Here is a 14833-nt window from a genome sequence, read left to right on the forward strand (position 1 = left end):
TACGCTATCCGGTTTGCTCACAGGGACGTCGGTCGGTCCTGGGCGCCGAAGCGTGTCGTCAGGTCGCCGAGCAGCGTCTTGAGCAGCTCCGCCAGCGCAGCCCGCTGCGCGTCGTCGAGGCCGTCGAGCAGCGTCTCCTCGTGCCGCAGCAGGTCGGCGACGACGCGCTCGTTGAGCTCGCGCCCCTCGTCGGTCAGCGCGACGACGACGGAGCGGCCGTCGGCGGCCGAGCGCTCGCGCCGCACCAGCCCGGCGGCCTCGGCGCGCGCGATGCGCTGCGACACCGCGCCGGCCGTGACGAAGCTGCGCTCGGCGATCTGGCTCGGCGTCAGCCGGTACGGCGGCGCGCTGCGACGCAGGGTGCTGAGCAGATCGAGCGTCGGGTTGTCGATGCCGAGCCGCTCCAGCGTGCGGCGGCGGTCGTCGGCGAGCAGCTGGCCCAGCCGCCAGACGCGCGTGATGACGCCGATGGAGCCGACGGGGACGCCCGGCAGCTCGCGCCGCCAGGCCGCCTGGATGCGGTCGGCACCGTCGTCTCGCGGTTCGGGGTAGGCTGTCATCACCAGATACTTTAGCACTAAAGGAGTTTGCGCATGAGTGCACGCACGATCGTCGTCACCGGCGGCGGGACCGGCATCGGGCGGGCGGTGGCCGCGGGCTTCGCGGCCGCCGGCGACACCGTCGTCGTCACCGGGCGGCGGCGGTCGAAGCTGGACGAGGTGGTCGAGGAGCTGGGTCCGAAGGTCAGCGCCGTCGACTTCGACGCGTCCGACCCGGCCGCCGTCACCGAGGCGCTGGACCGGATGCCGGCGACGGTGGACGTCCTGGTCAACACGGCCGGCGGCAACACCGCCTTCGGCCGGCCCGCGCCGGCGCCCGGCGACCTCGCCGCCGTGGCGGCGGCATGGCGCGAGAACTTCGACGCCAACGTCCTGACCGCGGTGCTCATGACGACGGCGCTGCTGCCGCGGATGCCGTCGGGCGGCCGGATCGTCACGATCAGCTCGATCGCGGCCAAGCGGGGCGGCGGCAGCTACGGCGCGGCCAAGGGCGCCGTCGAGTCGTGGACGGCGTCGCTCGCCGCCGACCTCGGCCCGCGCGGCATCACCACGAACCTCGTCGCCCCGGGGCTGACCGCCGGCACCGAGTTCTTCCAGGGCCGGCTCACGGACGAGCGGCGGCTGAAGAACATCGGCGAGACGATGAACGGCCGCGCCGGCACCGTCGACGACGTCGCGGCCGCCGTCCACTACCTGGCCTCGCCCGCCGCCGGCCACGTCACCGGCCAGGTCCTCCACGTCAACGGCGGCGCGTACCTGGGGAGGTGAGTCCGCCGGCCGGCACCGCCGGCGGCGACCCCAACGACGCCGCCGGCCGTGTTGATCATGGAGAAAGATGGCTTCCCGCGCGCTGACGGCCCGACCTTCTCCATGATCAACGGGCGGCGCGCGCGACGGATCGGGCCGGCGGCACCCGCCGCGGGCCCGCCACGTCCGTCAGGGGGCGACGACCTCGACTTCGTAGCCGTCGTCGTTCTCCATGTAGGCCGCGTAGTGGTGCGGGCCGCCGGCGTGCGGGTGGCGGTCGGCGAACATGAGGTGCCAGCCGTACGCCGGCGCCTCGGAGACGATGCGGTCGACCATCCACTGCTCCGGCACGGCCAGCGCGAGGTGGTTGAGGCCCGGCGCCTTGCGGTCGTACGCGACCCAGCTGAGGTCGGGCGAGCACTCGATGACGACGTACGGGCCGCCGCCGGGCGCCTGCCAGGACCGGCCGTTCTCCCAGGCCTGGAAGAGCGTCCAGCCGAGGCGCTCGAACAGCCAGCCGAACGAGCGGGTGGCGGAGTCGAGGTCGCGGACCCAGATCTCGATGTGGTGCAGGCCGGTCGACGGCGTGGACGACGGCGCCAGCGAGGCGTCCTCGACGGGCTGCTCGGGCGCCCGCTGGTACTGCTCCTGCGGCGGCGGCGCGGCCGGCGCCGTGGGCTGCACGTAGCCGGGGTCGAGCGCGCGCAGGACGGGGTCGAGCTCGTTGACCGCGGAGTCGGTGAGCGGGTCGTACGCCTGGGTGTCGTACTGGCTGGTGCCGTGCGACGTCCCGTGGGGGGTGTCGTAGTAGGCGGCCGGGTAGGACGGGTTCGACGGCGGCCCGGACGGCTGGCCGTAGCCCGTGGCGGCCGGCGGCGGCATGACCGGCGGCGCGGCGGGCGGCGGGGCCTGCACCGGCGGCGCGACCGGCGCGGCGCCCATGGGCGGGCCGACCGGCGGGATGCCCTGCGCGTAGGCGTTGGCCGGCACCTGCTGGTGCTGCTGCGCCTGCTGGTGCGACGGCGCCTGCTGCTGCGCGGCGGCCTTGCGGCGGGTCCGCAGCTCCGACGCGGCGGCGTCGAGCCAGTCGTCGACGTCGTCCATGACGTAGCCCTCGCGCATGCGGACGACCTTGAACTCCTCGGCCTCGATCTGCTCGGGCGTGATGCCACGCCCCGAGGACCGGCCATCCAGAGCATCGATCACCACGTCGACGAAGTCGTCGACGGCATCCAGGTCATAGCCCTCACGCATACGAGTGGTGCGGAACTCAGGCTCGCGACTGACGGCCACCAGGTGTCACTCTCCTCCCGAACACAGAACGGCCGGCTTCGGGCGATTCCCCGGGCCGCGAGTCCAGCCAGCTCGCAGCCCGCGAAGCCGATATCCCCCGAGACCGGCCGAGCCAAGCGCAATGCATACTAATCACCAACGGTAGCCAACTGACCACACGCCCCGTCGATATCGCTTCCGCGGGTGTCCCGGATGGTCACCGGAATGCCCCTGTCCTCCAGCGCGGCGACGAACGCCGCCTCGTCCTCGGGGCGCGAGGCCGTCCACTTCGAGCCGGGCGTGGGGTTGAGCGGGATCGGGTTGACGTGCACCCAGCCCCGGCCGCGCTCGTTGAGCAGCTTGCCGAGCAGGTCGCCGCGCCACGCGTGGTCGTTGATCTCGCGGATCAGCGCGTACTCGATGGACACCCGGCGGCCGGTCTTCTCGAAGTAGGCCCGAGCGGCGTCGAGCGCCTCGCCGACCTTCCAGCGGGTGTTGACCGGCACCAGCTCGTCGCGCAGCTCGTCGTCGGGCGCGTGCAGCGACAGCGCCAGCCGGACGCCGAGGTCCTCGGCGGCCAGCTTGTCGATGGCCGGCACCAGGCCGACGGTGGACACCGTCACGCCGCGCCGGCCGATGCCGAGGCCCGACGGGGCGGGGTCGGTCATGCGGCGCACGGCGGTGACGACGGCCTTGTAGTTGGCCAGCGGCTCGCCCATGCCCATGAAGACGACGTTGGTGACCCGTCCGGTTCCGCCGGGGATCTCGCCGTCGGCCAGCATGCGCTCGGCGGCGACGACCTGCTCGATGATCTCGGCCGCGGACATGTTGCGGGTGAGGCCCTGCTGACCGGTGGCGCAGAACGGGCAGTTCATGCCGCAGCCGGCCTGGCTCGACACGCACAGCGTGACCCGCGGGCGGTCGCCGGTGTAACGCATGAGCACGCTCTCGACCAGGGCGCCGTCGAACAGCCGCCACAGCGTCTTGCGCGTGGTGCCGCCGTCGGTCTCGAGGTGTTTCACCGCCGTCGTGAGGGTGGGCAGCATGGTGGCCGCCAGCGTGTCGCGTACGGACGCCGGCACGTCGGTCATCTGCGCGGGGTCGTTGACGTAGCGCGCGAAGTAGTGCCGGGAGAGCTGGTCGGCCCGGAACGGCTTCTCGCCGAGCTCGGCCACCGCCTGTCGGCGAGCGTCGACGTCGAGGTCGGCGAGGTGGCGGGGCGGCTTGCCACGTCGGGCGGGAACGAGCGTGAGCTCACCGGGTCTGGGCATGATGGCGACCATTGTCCCACGTTCGGCGCGCTGATGACGTATGTCGAGGTCGAGGGGGCCGATCGGCCGGTCACCCCGCGTCTGAACGCCCCAGCCCCGCTAGGTGACGATGTACTCGAGCACGAACCAGACCAGGGGCGCCGTCGGCAGCAGGGAGTCGAGGCGGTCCATGAGGCCGCCGTGACCGGGCAGCAGCTGGCTCATGTCCTTGATGCCGAGGTCGCGCTTGATCAGCGACTCGCCCAGGTCGCCCAGCGTGGCGCCGATGACGCCCGTCACGCCGAGGACCACGCCGGTCCACCAGGGCGCGTCGAACGCGTACACCGCCACCGGGACGGCCACGCCGACGCCGAGGACCACCGAGCCGGCGAACCCCTCCCAGGACTTCTTCGGGCTGACGCTGGGCGCCATGGGATGCCGGCCGGCCAGCACGCCGGCGAGCAGCCCGCCGGTGTCGGACGCGACCACCACGACCAGCAGCGCGAACACCCACCAGGCGCCGTCGTCGTGGCGCACCATGAGCATGGCGAAGCCGGCCAGGAACGGCACGTAGACGCTGGTGAAGATGCCGGCCGACACGTCGCGCAGGTACCCGGGCCGGCTGTCGCCGAGCCGCCAAGCGCTGACGGCCGCCACCGTCAGGCCGAGGCCGACCATGAGCGGCGAGCCGCCGCCCAGATAGGCGCCCACCAGCATGAGGACGGTGCCGAGCACGACCGGCACGACCGGGACCGCGACGGAGCGCGCGCCGAGCGCCGTCGCCAGCTCCCAGACCGCCACGACCATGACGATGACGACCAGGCCCACGAACGCCGGCTTGAACAGGAACAGGGTGCTGAGCACGATCGCGCCCAGCCCGAGCCCCACCAGGCTGGCCGCGCGCATGTCGCGGCCGGCCCGCCCGTGCCGGCGGGACCGGCTGCCGGTCGAACCTGTCGCCCCGTCAGTCATCACCACGTGTCGTCGCCAGCCCTCAGACCTCGAGAAGCTCGGCTTCCTTGTGCTTGAGCAACTCGTCGATCTGCTCGACGTAGGTCTTCGTCACCGACTCGAGCTGCTTCTCGGCGCGGTTGACCTCGTCCTCGCCGGCCTCGCCGTCGCGGGCGAGCTTGTCCAGCGTCTCCTTGGCGTGACGGCGCACGCTGCGGATGGACACCTTCGCGCCCTCGGCCTTCTCGCGCGCCAGCTTGATGTACTCGCGGCGGCGCTCCTCGGTGAGCGTGGGGAGCACGACGCGCACGATGTTGCCGTCGTTGGTCGGGTTGACACCCAGGTCGGAGTCGCGGATGGCCCGCTCGATGGCCGCCAGCGAGCCCTTGTCATAGGGCTGGACGGTGATCATGCGGGCGTCGGCCACGTGGAACGACGCGAGCTGGCTGACCGGGGTCGGCGCACCGTAGTAGTCGACCACGATCTTGTTGAACAGCGACGGATGGGCCCGGCCGGTGCGGATGGACGAGAAGTCCTCCTTGCCGACGGACACGGCCTTCTCCATCTTCTCCTCGGCCTCGAGGAGGGTCTCGTCGATCACCACTACTCCTTCGCTTGCTGTGTGGCGACGATCCTAGAGGACTGTGCAGGCGCTGCCGCCGCGTTCAGCCCTCGACGATCGTCTCGATGTTCGAGGCGACCAAGGTACCGATGCGCTCGCCGCGGATGGCACGCGCGATGCCGTTGGGCTCGCCGAGCCCGAACACGACGATCGGCAGCTGGTTGTCCATGCACAGACTGAAGGCGGCCGGGTCGGCGACGTTGAGCCGCTGCCGCAGCACGTCGGCGTAGGTGATGCTGCTGTACTTGCGCGCCGTCGGGTCCTTGCGGGGGTCGGCCTCGTAGACGCCGTCGACCCCGTTCTTGCCCATGAGCAGGCGGTCGCAGCCGATCTCGAGCGCGCGCTGGGCGGCGACGGTGTCCGTCGTGAAGTACGGCATGCCGGCGCCGGCGCCGAAGATGACGACGCGGCCCTTCTCGAGGTGCCGGGCGGCGCGGCGCGGGATGTACGGCTCGGCGACCTGCCCCATGGTGATGGCGGTCTGCACCCGGGTGTCGACGTCGAGGTGCTCGAGGAAGTCCTGCAGCGCCAGGCAGTTCATGACCGTGCCCAGCATGCCCATGTAGTCGCCGCGGGCGCGGTCCATGCCGTGGTGCTGCAGCTCCGCGCCGCGGAAGAAGTTGCCGCCGCCGACGACGACGGCGACCTGGACGCCGTCCTTGACGACGACCTCGGCGATCTGGCTCGCGATGCCCTTGACGACCTCGGGGTCGACGCCGACCGCGCCGCCGCCGAACACCTCGCCCGAGAGCTTCAGCAGCACCCGGACGGGCCGCCCAGGAGCGGCGTCGACGGCGTCGGGGACGGCCGAGGCCGGCACCGCTCCGGTTCCATTGGTCTCCGTCACGGTGCCGGCCTCCTGTGCGTCGAGATGTGCTGTCCTGGGCGTCGGTGGGGTACGACCGGCCCGGTCAGGCCTCGAGGCGGACGATCCGCTGGACCGTCACACCGGCGTCGGCGAGCACGGCGCCGACGGACTTCTTCGACTCCTTGACCGACGGCTGGTCGACCAGCACGGTCTCCTTGAAGAAGCCGTTGACGCGGCCCTCGACGATCTTCGGCAGGGCGCCCTCGGGCTTGCCCTCCTCGCGGGCCGTGGCCTCGGCGATGCGCCGCTCGTTCTCGACGACGTCCGCGGGGACCTCGTCGCGGGTGGCGTAGGTGGCCTTCAGCGCGACGACCTGCATGGCGGCGTCGCGGGCGGCCTGCTGGGCGCCCTCGGAGCCGTTGGAGGTGTACACGACGTACGAGCCCACCTGGTACGGCAGGTCGGCGGCGCGACGGTGCAGGTAGGTGGCGAACTCGCCGTCGACGACGGCGACCCCGCCGATCTCGATCTTCTCGCCCATGACCGCGGCGGCGGAGTCGAGGGCCTCGCTGACCTTGCGGCCGTCGGCGAGCTGCGCGTTCAGCAGCGCGTCGACGTCGGCCGGCTTGGCCTCGGCGGCCGCGGCGACGATGTCGGCGGCCAGCTTCTGGAAGTCCTCGTTCTTGGCGACGAAGTCGGTCTCGCAGGCCAGCACGATCATGGCCGGGCCGTTGGCCGCGACCAGGCCGTTGGCCGTGGTGCGCTCGGCGGCGCGCTTGGCGGCCTTGGCCGCACCCTTGATGCGCAGTGCCTCGATGGCCTGGTCGAAGTCGCCGCCGGTCTCCTCCAGCGCCCTCTTCGCGTCCATCATGCCCGCACCGGTGGCATCGCGCAGCCGCTTGACGTCGGCCGCAGTGACGTTCGGCATCCTCACACTTCTCTCTGACTAGTTCGCTGGCGTGGTCTGGTGACCGGCCCGGACGACGTCCGTCCGGGCCGGTGCTGGTCTCGTCAGGCCTGCTGGGCGGCAGGCTCGTCGACGGTCTCGGCCGGAGCCTCGGCGGCGTCGGCCGCGGGGGCCTCCTCGGTCGCCGGAGCCTCGGCCGCGGCGGCGTCGGCAGCAGGGGCCTCGGTGGTCTCGGCGACCGGGGCCTCGGCAGCAGCGTCGGCCGCGGGGGCCTCGGCCGGAGCGGCGTCGGGGGCCGTGGTGGCGTCGGACTGCTGCAGCAGCTCCTTCTCCCACTCGGCCAGCGGCTCGTCCGAAGCCAGCTCGGCGCCGTCGGAGACCTCGCCACGCTGACCCTGGCGGCCCAGCAGGCCGTCGGCCACGGAGTCGGCGACGACGCGGGTCAGCAGGCTGACCGCACGAATGGCGTCGTCGTTGCCCGGGATCGGGAAGTCGACCTCGTCGGGGTCGCAGTTGGTGTCGAGGATCGCGACGATCGGGATGCCGAGCTTGCGCGCCTCGTCGACGGCGAGGTGCTCCTTCTTGGTGTCGACGATCCACACCGCGCTGGGCACCTTGGCCATGTTGCGCACGCCGCCCAGGGTGCGCTCGAGCTTGTCCTTCTCACGCTTGCGCATGAGAAGCTCCTTCTTCGTCAGACCGGAGCCGGCGACGTCGTCGAAGTCGAGCTCCTCGAGCTCCTTGAGCCGCTGCAGCCGCTTGTTGACGGTCTGGAAGTTCGTCAGCATGCCGCCCAGCCACCGCTCGGTGACGTAGGGCATGTTGACGCGGGTGGCCTGCTCGCGCACGGCCTCCTGGGCCTGCTTCTTCGTGCCGACGAAGAGCACCGTGCCACCGTGGGCGACGGTCTCCTTGACGAACTCGTAGGCGCGGTCGATGTAGGACAGCGACTGCTGCAGGTCGATGATGTAGATGCCGTTGCGCTCGGTGAAGATGAAGCGCTTCATCTTCGGGTTCCAGCGCCGGGTCTGGTGCCCGAAGTGGACACCACTCTCGAGCAGCTGACGCATGGTGACGACGGCCATGGCCTCGTCCCCTCCTCTCGCGCCGGCGCGAGACACTCGCATTCCGGCACGCTCGTTCCGGTTCATCGCGACGGTTGTCGGCCGCCGCGCCTGGTGCCCACCGGCCTACCGCCACCCGCCGCCCGCTGGTGCGGACGTCAGGACCGACGGCGTAGGACCGTGCTCAGGGCACGCGAATTTGACCCAGCAGAACTGGGCCGCTCACCAGTGTACCGGTCCCCGGCACCCCGGCTCCAACGGCCAGGAGTTTCGAACCACGACGATCTATGCCCGGAACAGCGGGCTTAAGACACGCTGCTGGCCGCGTGTCGCTGACCTCGCCGGCATCGCCCGGTCCAGCCTGCAGGCACTGGAAACCGGACGTTCGTCGAGCCGGCTGCGTTCACTGCTCGGCGTCGCGGACGTCCTGGGCTGCAGGATCGTCCTGGTTCCACACGCCGCCGCCGGCGGTGGGAGTGCTTCGTGAGCCAGCTGTTCACCGCGGTGAGCACGACGGTGTGAGTTCGGTGCGGCAACGGTGGGGCATCACTGTCGTCATCACGACAGTGATCACACATCGTTCCCGCAGCGACTCCGCACCGTCCGCTCGGACGACGACCGCGTCACTCGCGGAACCGACATCCCACTGACCGCCCGGCGTTCACCGCGGGTTCACGGCGGTGCGATTGGCTGTCGGGCGTGCTTCCCGCCCATCCGTTCGGTCCGCCGCTGACCGCCACCGTCAGCACCGACGGCACCCAGGTGACCATGCAGTGGGTCGCGGCCGACGACGACTGGGTGTCGCTGGGCGAGCACGTCGGCGCCTTCGACGTGCCCGACGCGGACGCGCTGACCGGCGCCGAGCTGCTGGCCCGCTCCCCCGGCGTCTCGGACTACCTGCTCCAGCATCTGACGGTGAGCCAGGACGGCGCCACCTGTGCGGGCCGGGTCGACGCCATCGACCCGCTGGGCGAGGGCGCGCGGCTGGTCTTCGACTGCGCCGAGCCGGTCTCCGAGGTCGAGCTGACGGTGGCGGCGCTGACCGACATCAACGAGTCCTACCGGACGGTCGTCTCCAACGTGGGCGAGACGGGGACGCTGTTCACGGCCGACACGGCGACCCAGCCCTGGGACTTCGACGCCGGCGGGGCGTCGACGCTGCCGCTGCTGATCGCGGGCGCCGCGCTGCTGGTCGTCGGAGCCGTCGCCGGCGTGCTGTGGTGGCGCCGCTCCGCCGCCCGCGCCGACGCCACCCCCGCGCGGGCCGCAGCTGACCCCGTCACGCCCAAGGAGCCCGTCACCGGTCAGTGACGCCGTGCAGGTGGCAGGCGGCCGCCTGCTCGGGGCCGGTCGGCTGCAGCACGGGATCGTGGTCCGGGCACGGCTCGAACACCTTCGGGCAGCGGGTGCGGAACCGGCAGCCCGACGGCGGATCGGCCGGGCTGGGCACGTCGCCGGTGAGGACGATCCGCCGCCGCGACCGCTCCCGCGACGGCTCCGGGACGGGGACGGCGGACACCAGCGCCTCGGTGTACGGGTGCGCGGGCGCCGACGACACGGAGGCGCCGTCGCCCAGTTCGACCACCCGGCCCAGGTACATGACGGCGACCCGGTCGGCCACCTGCCGCACGGCCGCGAGGTCGTGCGAGACGAACAGGTAGGTCAGCCCGAGCTCGCGCTGCAGCCGCACCAGCAGGTTCACCACCTGCGCCTGCACCGACACGTCGAGCGAGGCGATCGGCTCGTCGCAGACGACGAAGTCCGGCTCGCCGGCCAGCGCCCGCGCGATGCCGACGCGCTGGCGCTGCCCGCCGGAGAACTCGTGCGGGTACCGTCCGCCGAGGCGCGGGTCCAGCCCGACGACCTCCATCAGCTCGCCGACGCGGGCCCGCCGCGCCGCCCGCCCCTGGTGCAGCTTGTGGATGGCCAGTGGCTCGCCGATCGACTCCGCGACGGTCCGGCGCGGGTCGAGCGAGGCGTACGGGTCCTGGAAGATCATCGCGGTGCGCCGGCGCAGCGCCCGCAGCTCGCGCCGTCCGGCCGCCGTCACGTCGACGCCGTCGAACTCCACCGTCCCGTTCGTCGGCTCGACCAGCCGCAGCAGCGCGTTGCCGAGGGTGGACTTGCCGCAGCCGGACTCCCCCACCAGCCCCAGCGTCTCGCCGCGGCGGACCTCCAGGTCGACACCGTCGACGGCGCGGACGTCGCCGAAGTGCACCTTCAGGTCGCTGGCCCGCACCAGCACGTCGCTCATCCGCGCGCCGCCTCCTCCGGGTAGAACGTCGCCGCACGGTGCTCGACGGCGCTGCCGGGCACGGGCGCCAGCGGCGGCGGCTCCGTCGCGCACCGGGCGTCGGCGCGGACCGGGCAGCGCGGGTGGAACGGGCAGCCGGGCGGCAGCTCGACGGGGTCCGGCGGGAGTCCGGGCATGGTCGCCAGCTCGTCGCGCGCCCGCGCGGGCCGGGGGTCGTCGACCACCGGCAGCGCGCCGAGCAGCCCGCGCGTGTACGGGTGCGCGGGGCGGCCGAACAGCTCGTCGACGGCGCCCTCCTCGACGCAGCGGCCCGCGTACATGACGACGACGTGGTCGGCGATGCCGGCGACGACACCGAGGTCGTGGGTGATCCAGACGACGCCCATGCCGTGCTCGTCCTGCAGCTTCTCGATCAGCTCGAGGATCTGCGCCTGGACGGTGACGTCGAGCGCCGTCGTCGCCTCGTCGGCGATGAGCACCTTCGGGTTCCCGGCCAGCGCGATGGCGATCATGACGCGCTGGCGCATGCCGCCGGAGAGCTGGTGCGGGTACGCGCGCAGCCGAGCCGTCGCGTCGGGGATGCCGACCTCGGTCAGCAGCTCGGCGGCGCGGGAGCGGACGCCGTCGCCGGACACCTTCTCGTGCGCCCGCAGCGCCTCGCCGATCTGCCGCTCGACGGTGAGGACGGGGTTCAGCGAGGTCATCGGGTCCTGGAAGACCATGCCGATGCCCGCCCCCCGCACCTTCCGGAGTTCCTCTTCTGAGCGGCCGATCAGCTCGTCGCCGTCGAAGATCGCGCTGCCGCGGACGTCGGCGGTGCCGGGCAGCAGCCCGAGCAGGGCGAGCGAGCTGACGGACTTGCCCGACCCGGACTCGCCGACGACGGCGAGCGTGCGGCCCGGGTGCAGCTCGAACGAGAGCCCGTTGACGACGCGGGCCGGTCCCCGTCGCGTCCGGAAGGCGACGTGCAGGTCGTCGACGGCGAGGAGGGGCGCTTGCGCCGGCGCACTCATGCGCTCACCCCGGTTCCGGCCATGGCCTGGCGTTGACGGGGATCGAGCACGTCGCGCAGCGCGTCGCCGAGCACATTGAACGCGAGCACCGTCACGAAGATCGCGAGGCCCGGGAAGACCGCCATCCACCACGCCTGCTCGACGAAGCCGCGGCCCTCGGAGAGCATGCGCCCCCACGACGGGTCCGGCGGCTGGGTGCCGAGCCCGACGAAGCTCAGCGCGGCCTCGGACAGGATCGCGAACGCCAGGCTGATCGACGTCTGGACGATGATCGGCGCGGTGACGTTCGGCAGCACGTGCCGCCCGATGATGCGCAGGTCGCCGGCGCCGGCCGAGCGGGCCGCCTTCACGTAGACCTCCTCGCGGACGCTGAGCACGCTGGCCCGGGTGATGCGGGCGAAGATCGGCGTGTAGACGATGCCGATGGCGATCATCGCGTTGGTCGAGCCCGGACCGAGGATCGCGAGGACGGCGATCGCCATGAGCATCGCCGGGAACGCGAACAACACGTCGGACAGCCGCATGAGCACGTCGTCGACCCAGCGGCCGTAGTAGCCGGCCAGCAGGCCGATCAGCACGCCCGCGACCAGCGAGATGCCGACGGCGACGGCGCCGACCCGCAGCGACACCTCCGCACCCAGGATCACCCGGGACAGCACGTCGCGGCCGAGCTCGTCGGTGCCGAACCAGTGGTCGCCGCTCGGGCCCTGCAGCCGGTTGGACACGTCGGTCTCGGTGGCGTCGTACGGTGCGATCACTTCGCCGAGGAACGCGGTGACCACCAGGGCGACCAGGACGGCGGCCGCAGCGATCGCCGTCGGGCCCCGGAACAGCAGTTTGGCGGTTTCGGCCGCTCTCATCGCGCGCTCCGGTAGGTGATGCGCGGGTCCAGTCGCGCGTACGTGAGGTCCACCACCAGGTTGACCAGCAGGAAGATGAACGCGAACAGCAGCACGGCGCCCTGGAGCACCGGATAGTCGCGCGACTCGACCGCCTGGAAGGCCAGCTGCCCCAGCCCGGGCCAGGCGAACACGAACTCGACGACGACCACGCCGGACAGCAGGTAGGCCAGCTGGACACCGCCCACCGTCACCAGCGGGACCAGCGCGTTGCGCAGCACGTGCCAGGTCAGGACGTCGCGGGCGCGCATGCCCTTGGCCCGGGCGGTCCGCACGTGGTCCTGGCCGAGCGACTCCAGGACCGACGAGCGGACGAACCGGGTGAGGATCGCGCCGCTCGAGACGCCGGCGGTGATGGCCGGGAGGATCAGGTGCCGCGCCCAGTCGACGGGGTCCCCGGTGAGCGGCGTGTAGCCGCTCGAGGGGAGCCAGCCGAGGGTGCCGGCGAAGACCAGGATGAGCATGATGCCGAGCCAGAAGTCCGGCACGCTCAGCCCGGCCTGGCTGGAGAGGCTGGCGAACCAGTCGACCGGCTTGCGGGGACGCAGCGCCGACGCGGTGCCCAGCGGGATCGCGATGAGCAGGGCGACGACGATGGCCGCTCCGGCGAGGCTGAGCGTCGCCGGGACGCGCTCGAGGATCAGCGACAGCACCGTCTCGCCGGTGCGGAAGCTGACGCCGAAGTCGCCCGTGACGGCGCCGCCGATCCAGGTGAGGAACTGCAGCGGCACAGGGTCGTCGAGACCCGCCCGCTCGCGCAGGGCCGCGACCGTCTCGGGGTCGGCCTGCTGGCCCAGCGCGGCGCGGATCGGGTCGCCCGGCACCAGCTGCATGATCGCGAAGACCAGCACGCTGACGCCGAGCAGCACCGCGACCGACTGAGCCAGCCGCCGCAGCGCGTAGCGGGTCACTCCGGGAGCCTCACGGTCTCGAAGTTGATCGCCTTGTCCGGACGGATCTCGTAGCCCTCGAGGCCGGGGGCCCAGGCCTGCACGACGTCGGGGTTGTAGAGGTACAGGTAGCTGACGTCGTCGACGATGAGCTCCGCCGCCTGGTCGTAGAGCGCCTTGCGGGCGTCCTGGTCGGTCTCGGCGGCCGCTTGGGTGAGCAGGTCGTCGACCTCGGGGTTGCAGTAGCCCTGGAAGTTCGACGTCCCCTCGCAGACGTGCTGCGCGTGGTAGAAGCCGAACGGGTCCAGGTTGCCCAGCCAGCCCAGCAGGAACGCGTCGTAGTCGCCGGCGGCCTGGCGGTCCAGCCAGGTCGCGAACGTCTCCTGCTCGATCCCGACCTCGACACCGACCTCGGCCAGCTGCGCCTGGATGACCTGCGCGGCCTGGACGGTCTCGGGGTACTCGTCGGTGACCATGAGGCCCATGGGCTGGGGGCTGGCGGTGCTGTTGGCCCCGATGAGGTCGGTCGCCTGGTCGGGGTCGTGCTCGAAGGGCGCGTACTCGTGGTACCAGAGGCTCTGCTCGGGGATGGCGCTCTGGTTCGTGGTGGCGGCGCCGAACCGGGCCGCCTCCGTCACCTCGTCGCGGTCGATGCCGAACGCGACGCCGCGGCGGAAGTCGCGGTTGTCGAACGGCGGCCTGGCCTCGTTCATGGCGAGGTACCAGTAGTCGACGCTGGGGGTGACGCCGAGCTCGACCTCCTCGTCGTCCTCGAGGCCCTCGATGTCCTGGGGCGGGACGTTGTCGGTCCAGTGGACGTCGCCGGAGCGCAGGGCGGTGAGCGCGGCGGCCGGCTCGCTCACGTACTGGAACTCGACGCCGTCGACGATGGCCGGGTCGCCCCAGTAGTCGTCGTAGCGGGCCAGCGTGACGCCGCCGGCGCCGGCGTCCTCGAGGGTGAACGGGCCGGTGCCGATGGCCGTGGTGGCGAGGTCGGTGGCCTCGGCGGCGCCCTCGGGGATGATCGACATGCCCTTGAAGCCGCCGATGTTGTCCAGCAGGGCCGGGGTCGGCGTGCTGAGGGTGATCGTCACCGTCCGCGGGTCTGTTGCTTGGATGTCTGCCACGCTGGCGAAGCGGTAGGCGTTGGCCAGCTGCTCGTCGATGATCCGGTTGAACGAGTAGACGACGTCCGCGGAGTCGAAGGCGCTGCCGTCGTGGAAGGTGACGCCGTCGCGGAGCGTGAAGGTCCAGGTGAGGCCGTCCTCGCTGGTGGTCCACTCGGTCGCGAGGCTGGGCTGGAACTCGCCCTCCGCGTCCGGGACGACGAGCGTGTCGTAGACATTCTCGAGGATCTGGAAACTGGCGTAGGCCTGGGTCTTGTGCGGGTCGAACTGGTCGGGCTGGGCCGAGATCGCTGCGACCAGGGTTCCGCCCTGGCCATCTGGGTCGTCTTGGTCGAGGTTGCTCCCGTCTGGGTCGCCGGAGCCCGCCGGATCGTCGAGATCGACGTCGTCCCCGCCGCCGCAACCGGCGCTGACCAGCGCGATCACCGCGAGAGCGACCGCATGACCACGGACCTTTCCACGATTCATA

15 protein-coding genes are annotated in these 14833 nt (G+C 72.0%); 2 read left to right on the forward strand and 13 right to left on the reverse strand.

Going from position 1 to position 14833, the window contains the following annotated elements; genetic code table 11:
* Positions 1-17: 17 nt before the first annotated feature.
* Complete coding sequence (locus HD601_RS22385; RefSeq protein WP_184825604.1) at positions 18-560, reverse strand: MarR family winged helix-turn-helix transcriptional regulator; 543 nt, start codon at positions 558-560, stop codon at positions 18-20.
* Positions 561-593: 33 nt separating this feature from the next.
* Here HD601_RS22385 and HD601_RS22390 point away from each other — a divergent pair, with 33 nt between their 5' ends.
* The gene (locus HD601_RS22390; protein ID WP_184825606.1) at positions 594-1328 is read left to right on the forward strand and encodes an SDR family oxidoreductase; all 735 of its coding nucleotides are present in this window, start codon (positions 594-596) and stop codon (positions 1326-1328) included.
* 168 nt (positions 1329-1496) lie between these two features.
* Here HD601_RS22390 and HD601_RS22395 read toward each other — a convergent pair whose 3' ends face one another.
* The 7 genes from HD601_RS22395 to rpsB all read right to left on the reverse strand — a co-directional run bounded on the left by HD601_RS22395 (position 1497) and on the right by rpsB (position 8202).
* Positions 1497-2600 (reverse strand): DivIVA domain-containing protein, encoded by a 1104-nt coding sequence (locus tag HD601_RS22395; RefSeq protein ID WP_184825608.1) that lies wholly within the window; start codon positions 2598-2600, stop codon positions 1497-1499.
* 128 nt (positions 2601-2728) lie between these two features.
* Positions 2729-3850 (reverse strand): dual-specificity RNA methyltransferase RlmN, encoded by a 1122-nt coding sequence (gene rlmN / locus HD601_RS22400; RefSeq protein WP_184825610.1) that lies wholly within the window; start codon positions 3848-3850, stop codon positions 2729-2731.
* A 99-nt stretch (positions 3851-3949) separates the two neighbouring features.
* Entirely contained in the window at positions 3950-4801 is an 852-nt protein-coding gene (locus tag HD601_RS22405; protein ID WP_184825612.1) for a phosphatidate cytidylyltransferase, read from the reverse strand.
* Positions 4802-4823: 22 nt separating this feature from the next.
* On the reverse strand, positions 4824-5381 hold the full coding sequence (gene frr, locus HD601_RS22410; RefSeq protein WP_184825614.1) for a ribosome recycling factor: 558 nt from the start codon (positions 5379-5381) through the stop codon (positions 4824-4826).
* Positions 5382-5445: 64 nt separating this feature from the next.
* The gene (gene pyrH / locus HD601_RS22415) at positions 5446-6222 is read right to left on the reverse strand and encodes a UMP kinase (RefSeq protein WP_184830126.1); all 777 of its coding nucleotides are present in this window, start codon (positions 6220-6222) and stop codon (positions 5446-5448) included.
* A 91-nt stretch (positions 6223-6313) separates the two neighbouring features.
* The gene (tsf, locus tag HD601_RS22420; protein WP_184825616.1) at positions 6314-7138 is read right to left on the reverse strand and encodes a translation elongation factor Ts; all 825 of its coding nucleotides are present in this window, start codon (positions 7136-7138) and stop codon (positions 6314-6316) included.
* Positions 7139-7221: 83 nt separating this feature from the next.
* Positions 7222-8202: a 30S ribosomal protein S2 gene (gene rpsB, locus HD601_RS22425; RefSeq protein WP_184825617.1), complete on the reverse strand. Its 981-nt coding sequence runs from the start codon at positions 8200-8202 to the stop codon at positions 7222-7224.
* A 678-nt stretch (positions 8203-8880) separates the two neighbouring features.
* Here rpsB and HD601_RS22430 point away from each other — a divergent pair.
* On the forward strand, positions 8881-9492 hold the full coding sequence (locus HD601_RS22430; RefSeq protein WP_184825618.1) for a hypothetical protein: 612 nt from the start codon (positions 8881-8883) through the stop codon (positions 9490-9492).
* Here HD601_RS22430 and HD601_RS22435 read toward each other — a convergent pair.
* Genes HD601_RS22435 through HD601_RS22455 form a run of 5 tightly spaced genes read right to left on the reverse strand, consistent with a single transcriptional unit; the run spans position 9479 to position 14832 of the window.
* Positions 9479-10435 (reverse strand): ABC transporter ATP-binding protein, encoded by a 957-nt coding sequence (locus HD601_RS22435; protein ID WP_184825619.1) that lies wholly within the window; start codon positions 10433-10435, stop codon positions 9479-9481. The two genes, HD601_RS22430 and HD601_RS22435, sit on opposite strands and share 14 nt — an antisense overlap.
* A complete protein-coding gene (locus tag HD601_RS22440) occupies positions 10432-11448 on the reverse strand; it encodes an ABC transporter ATP-binding protein (protein WP_184825620.1) in 1017 nt (338 codons plus the stop codon). Before HD601_RS22440 ends, HD601_RS22435 begins: the two co-directional genes overlap by 4 nt.
* Positions 11445-12308 carry an ABC transporter permease gene (locus HD601_RS22445; protein ID WP_184825621.1) on the reverse strand — a complete coding sequence of 288 codons (864 nt, stop codon included), beginning with the start codon at positions 12306-12308 and terminating at the stop codon, positions 11445-11447. The genes HD601_RS22440 and HD601_RS22445 overlap by 4 nt, the downstream gene beginning before the upstream one ends.
* A complete protein-coding gene (locus HD601_RS22450) occupies positions 12305-13258 on the reverse strand; it encodes an ABC transporter permease subunit (protein WP_184825622.1) in 954 nt (317 codons plus the stop codon). Before HD601_RS22450 ends, HD601_RS22445 begins: the two co-directional genes overlap by 4 nt.
* Positions 13255-14832 (reverse strand): ABC transporter substrate-binding protein, encoded by a 1578-nt coding sequence (locus HD601_RS22455; protein ID WP_184825624.1) that lies wholly within the window; start codon positions 14830-14832, stop codon positions 13255-13257. Before HD601_RS22455 ends, HD601_RS22450 begins: the two co-directional genes overlap by 4 nt.
* Position 14833: the final 1 nt, after the last annotated feature.

Origin of the sequence: Jiangella mangrovi (assembly GCF_014204975.1) — a bacterium.
Taxonomy (GTDB): domain Bacteria; phylum Actinomycetota; class Actinomycetes; order Jiangellales; family Jiangellaceae; genus Jiangella; species Jiangella mangrovi.

Coding starts and splice junctions, on each gene's coding strand:
- HD601_RS22385 (WP_184825604.1), bottom strand. CDS start 560: ATGACAGCCTACCCCGAACCGCGAGACGACGGTGCCGACCGCATCCAG.
- HD601_RS22390 (WP_184825606.1), top strand. CDS start 594: ATGAGTGCACGCACGATCGTCGTCACCGGCGGCGGGACCGGCATCGGG.
- rlmN (WP_184825610.1), bottom strand. CDS start 3,850: ATGCCCAGACCCGGTGAGCTCACGCTCGTTCCCGCCCGACGTGGCAAG.
- HD601_RS22405 (WP_184825612.1), bottom strand. CDS start 4,801: ATGACTGACGGGGCGACAGGTTCGACCGGCAGCCGGTCCCGCCGGCAC.
- tsf (WP_184825616.1), bottom strand. CDS start 7,138: ATGCCGAACGTCACTGCGGCCGACGTCAAGCGGCTGCGCGATGCCACC.
- rpsB (WP_184825617.1), bottom strand. CDS start 8,202: ATGGCCGTCGTCACCATGCGTCAGCTGCTCGAGAGTGGTGTCCACTTC.
- HD601_RS22435 (WP_184825619.1), bottom strand. CDS start 10,435: ATGAGCGACGTGCTGGTGCGGGCCAGCGACCTGAAGGTGCACTTCGGC.
- HD601_RS22440 (WP_184825620.1), bottom strand. CDS start 11,448: ATGAGTGCGCCGGCGCAAGCGCCCCTCCTCGCCGTCGACGACCTGCAC.
- HD601_RS22445 (WP_184825621.1), bottom strand. CDS start 12,308: ATGAGAGCGGCCGAAACCGCCAAACTGCTGTTCCGGGGCCCGACGGCG.
- HD601_RS22455 (WP_184825624.1), bottom strand. CDS start 14,832: ATGAATCGTGGAAAGGTCCGTGGTCATGCGGTCGCTCTCGCGGTGATC.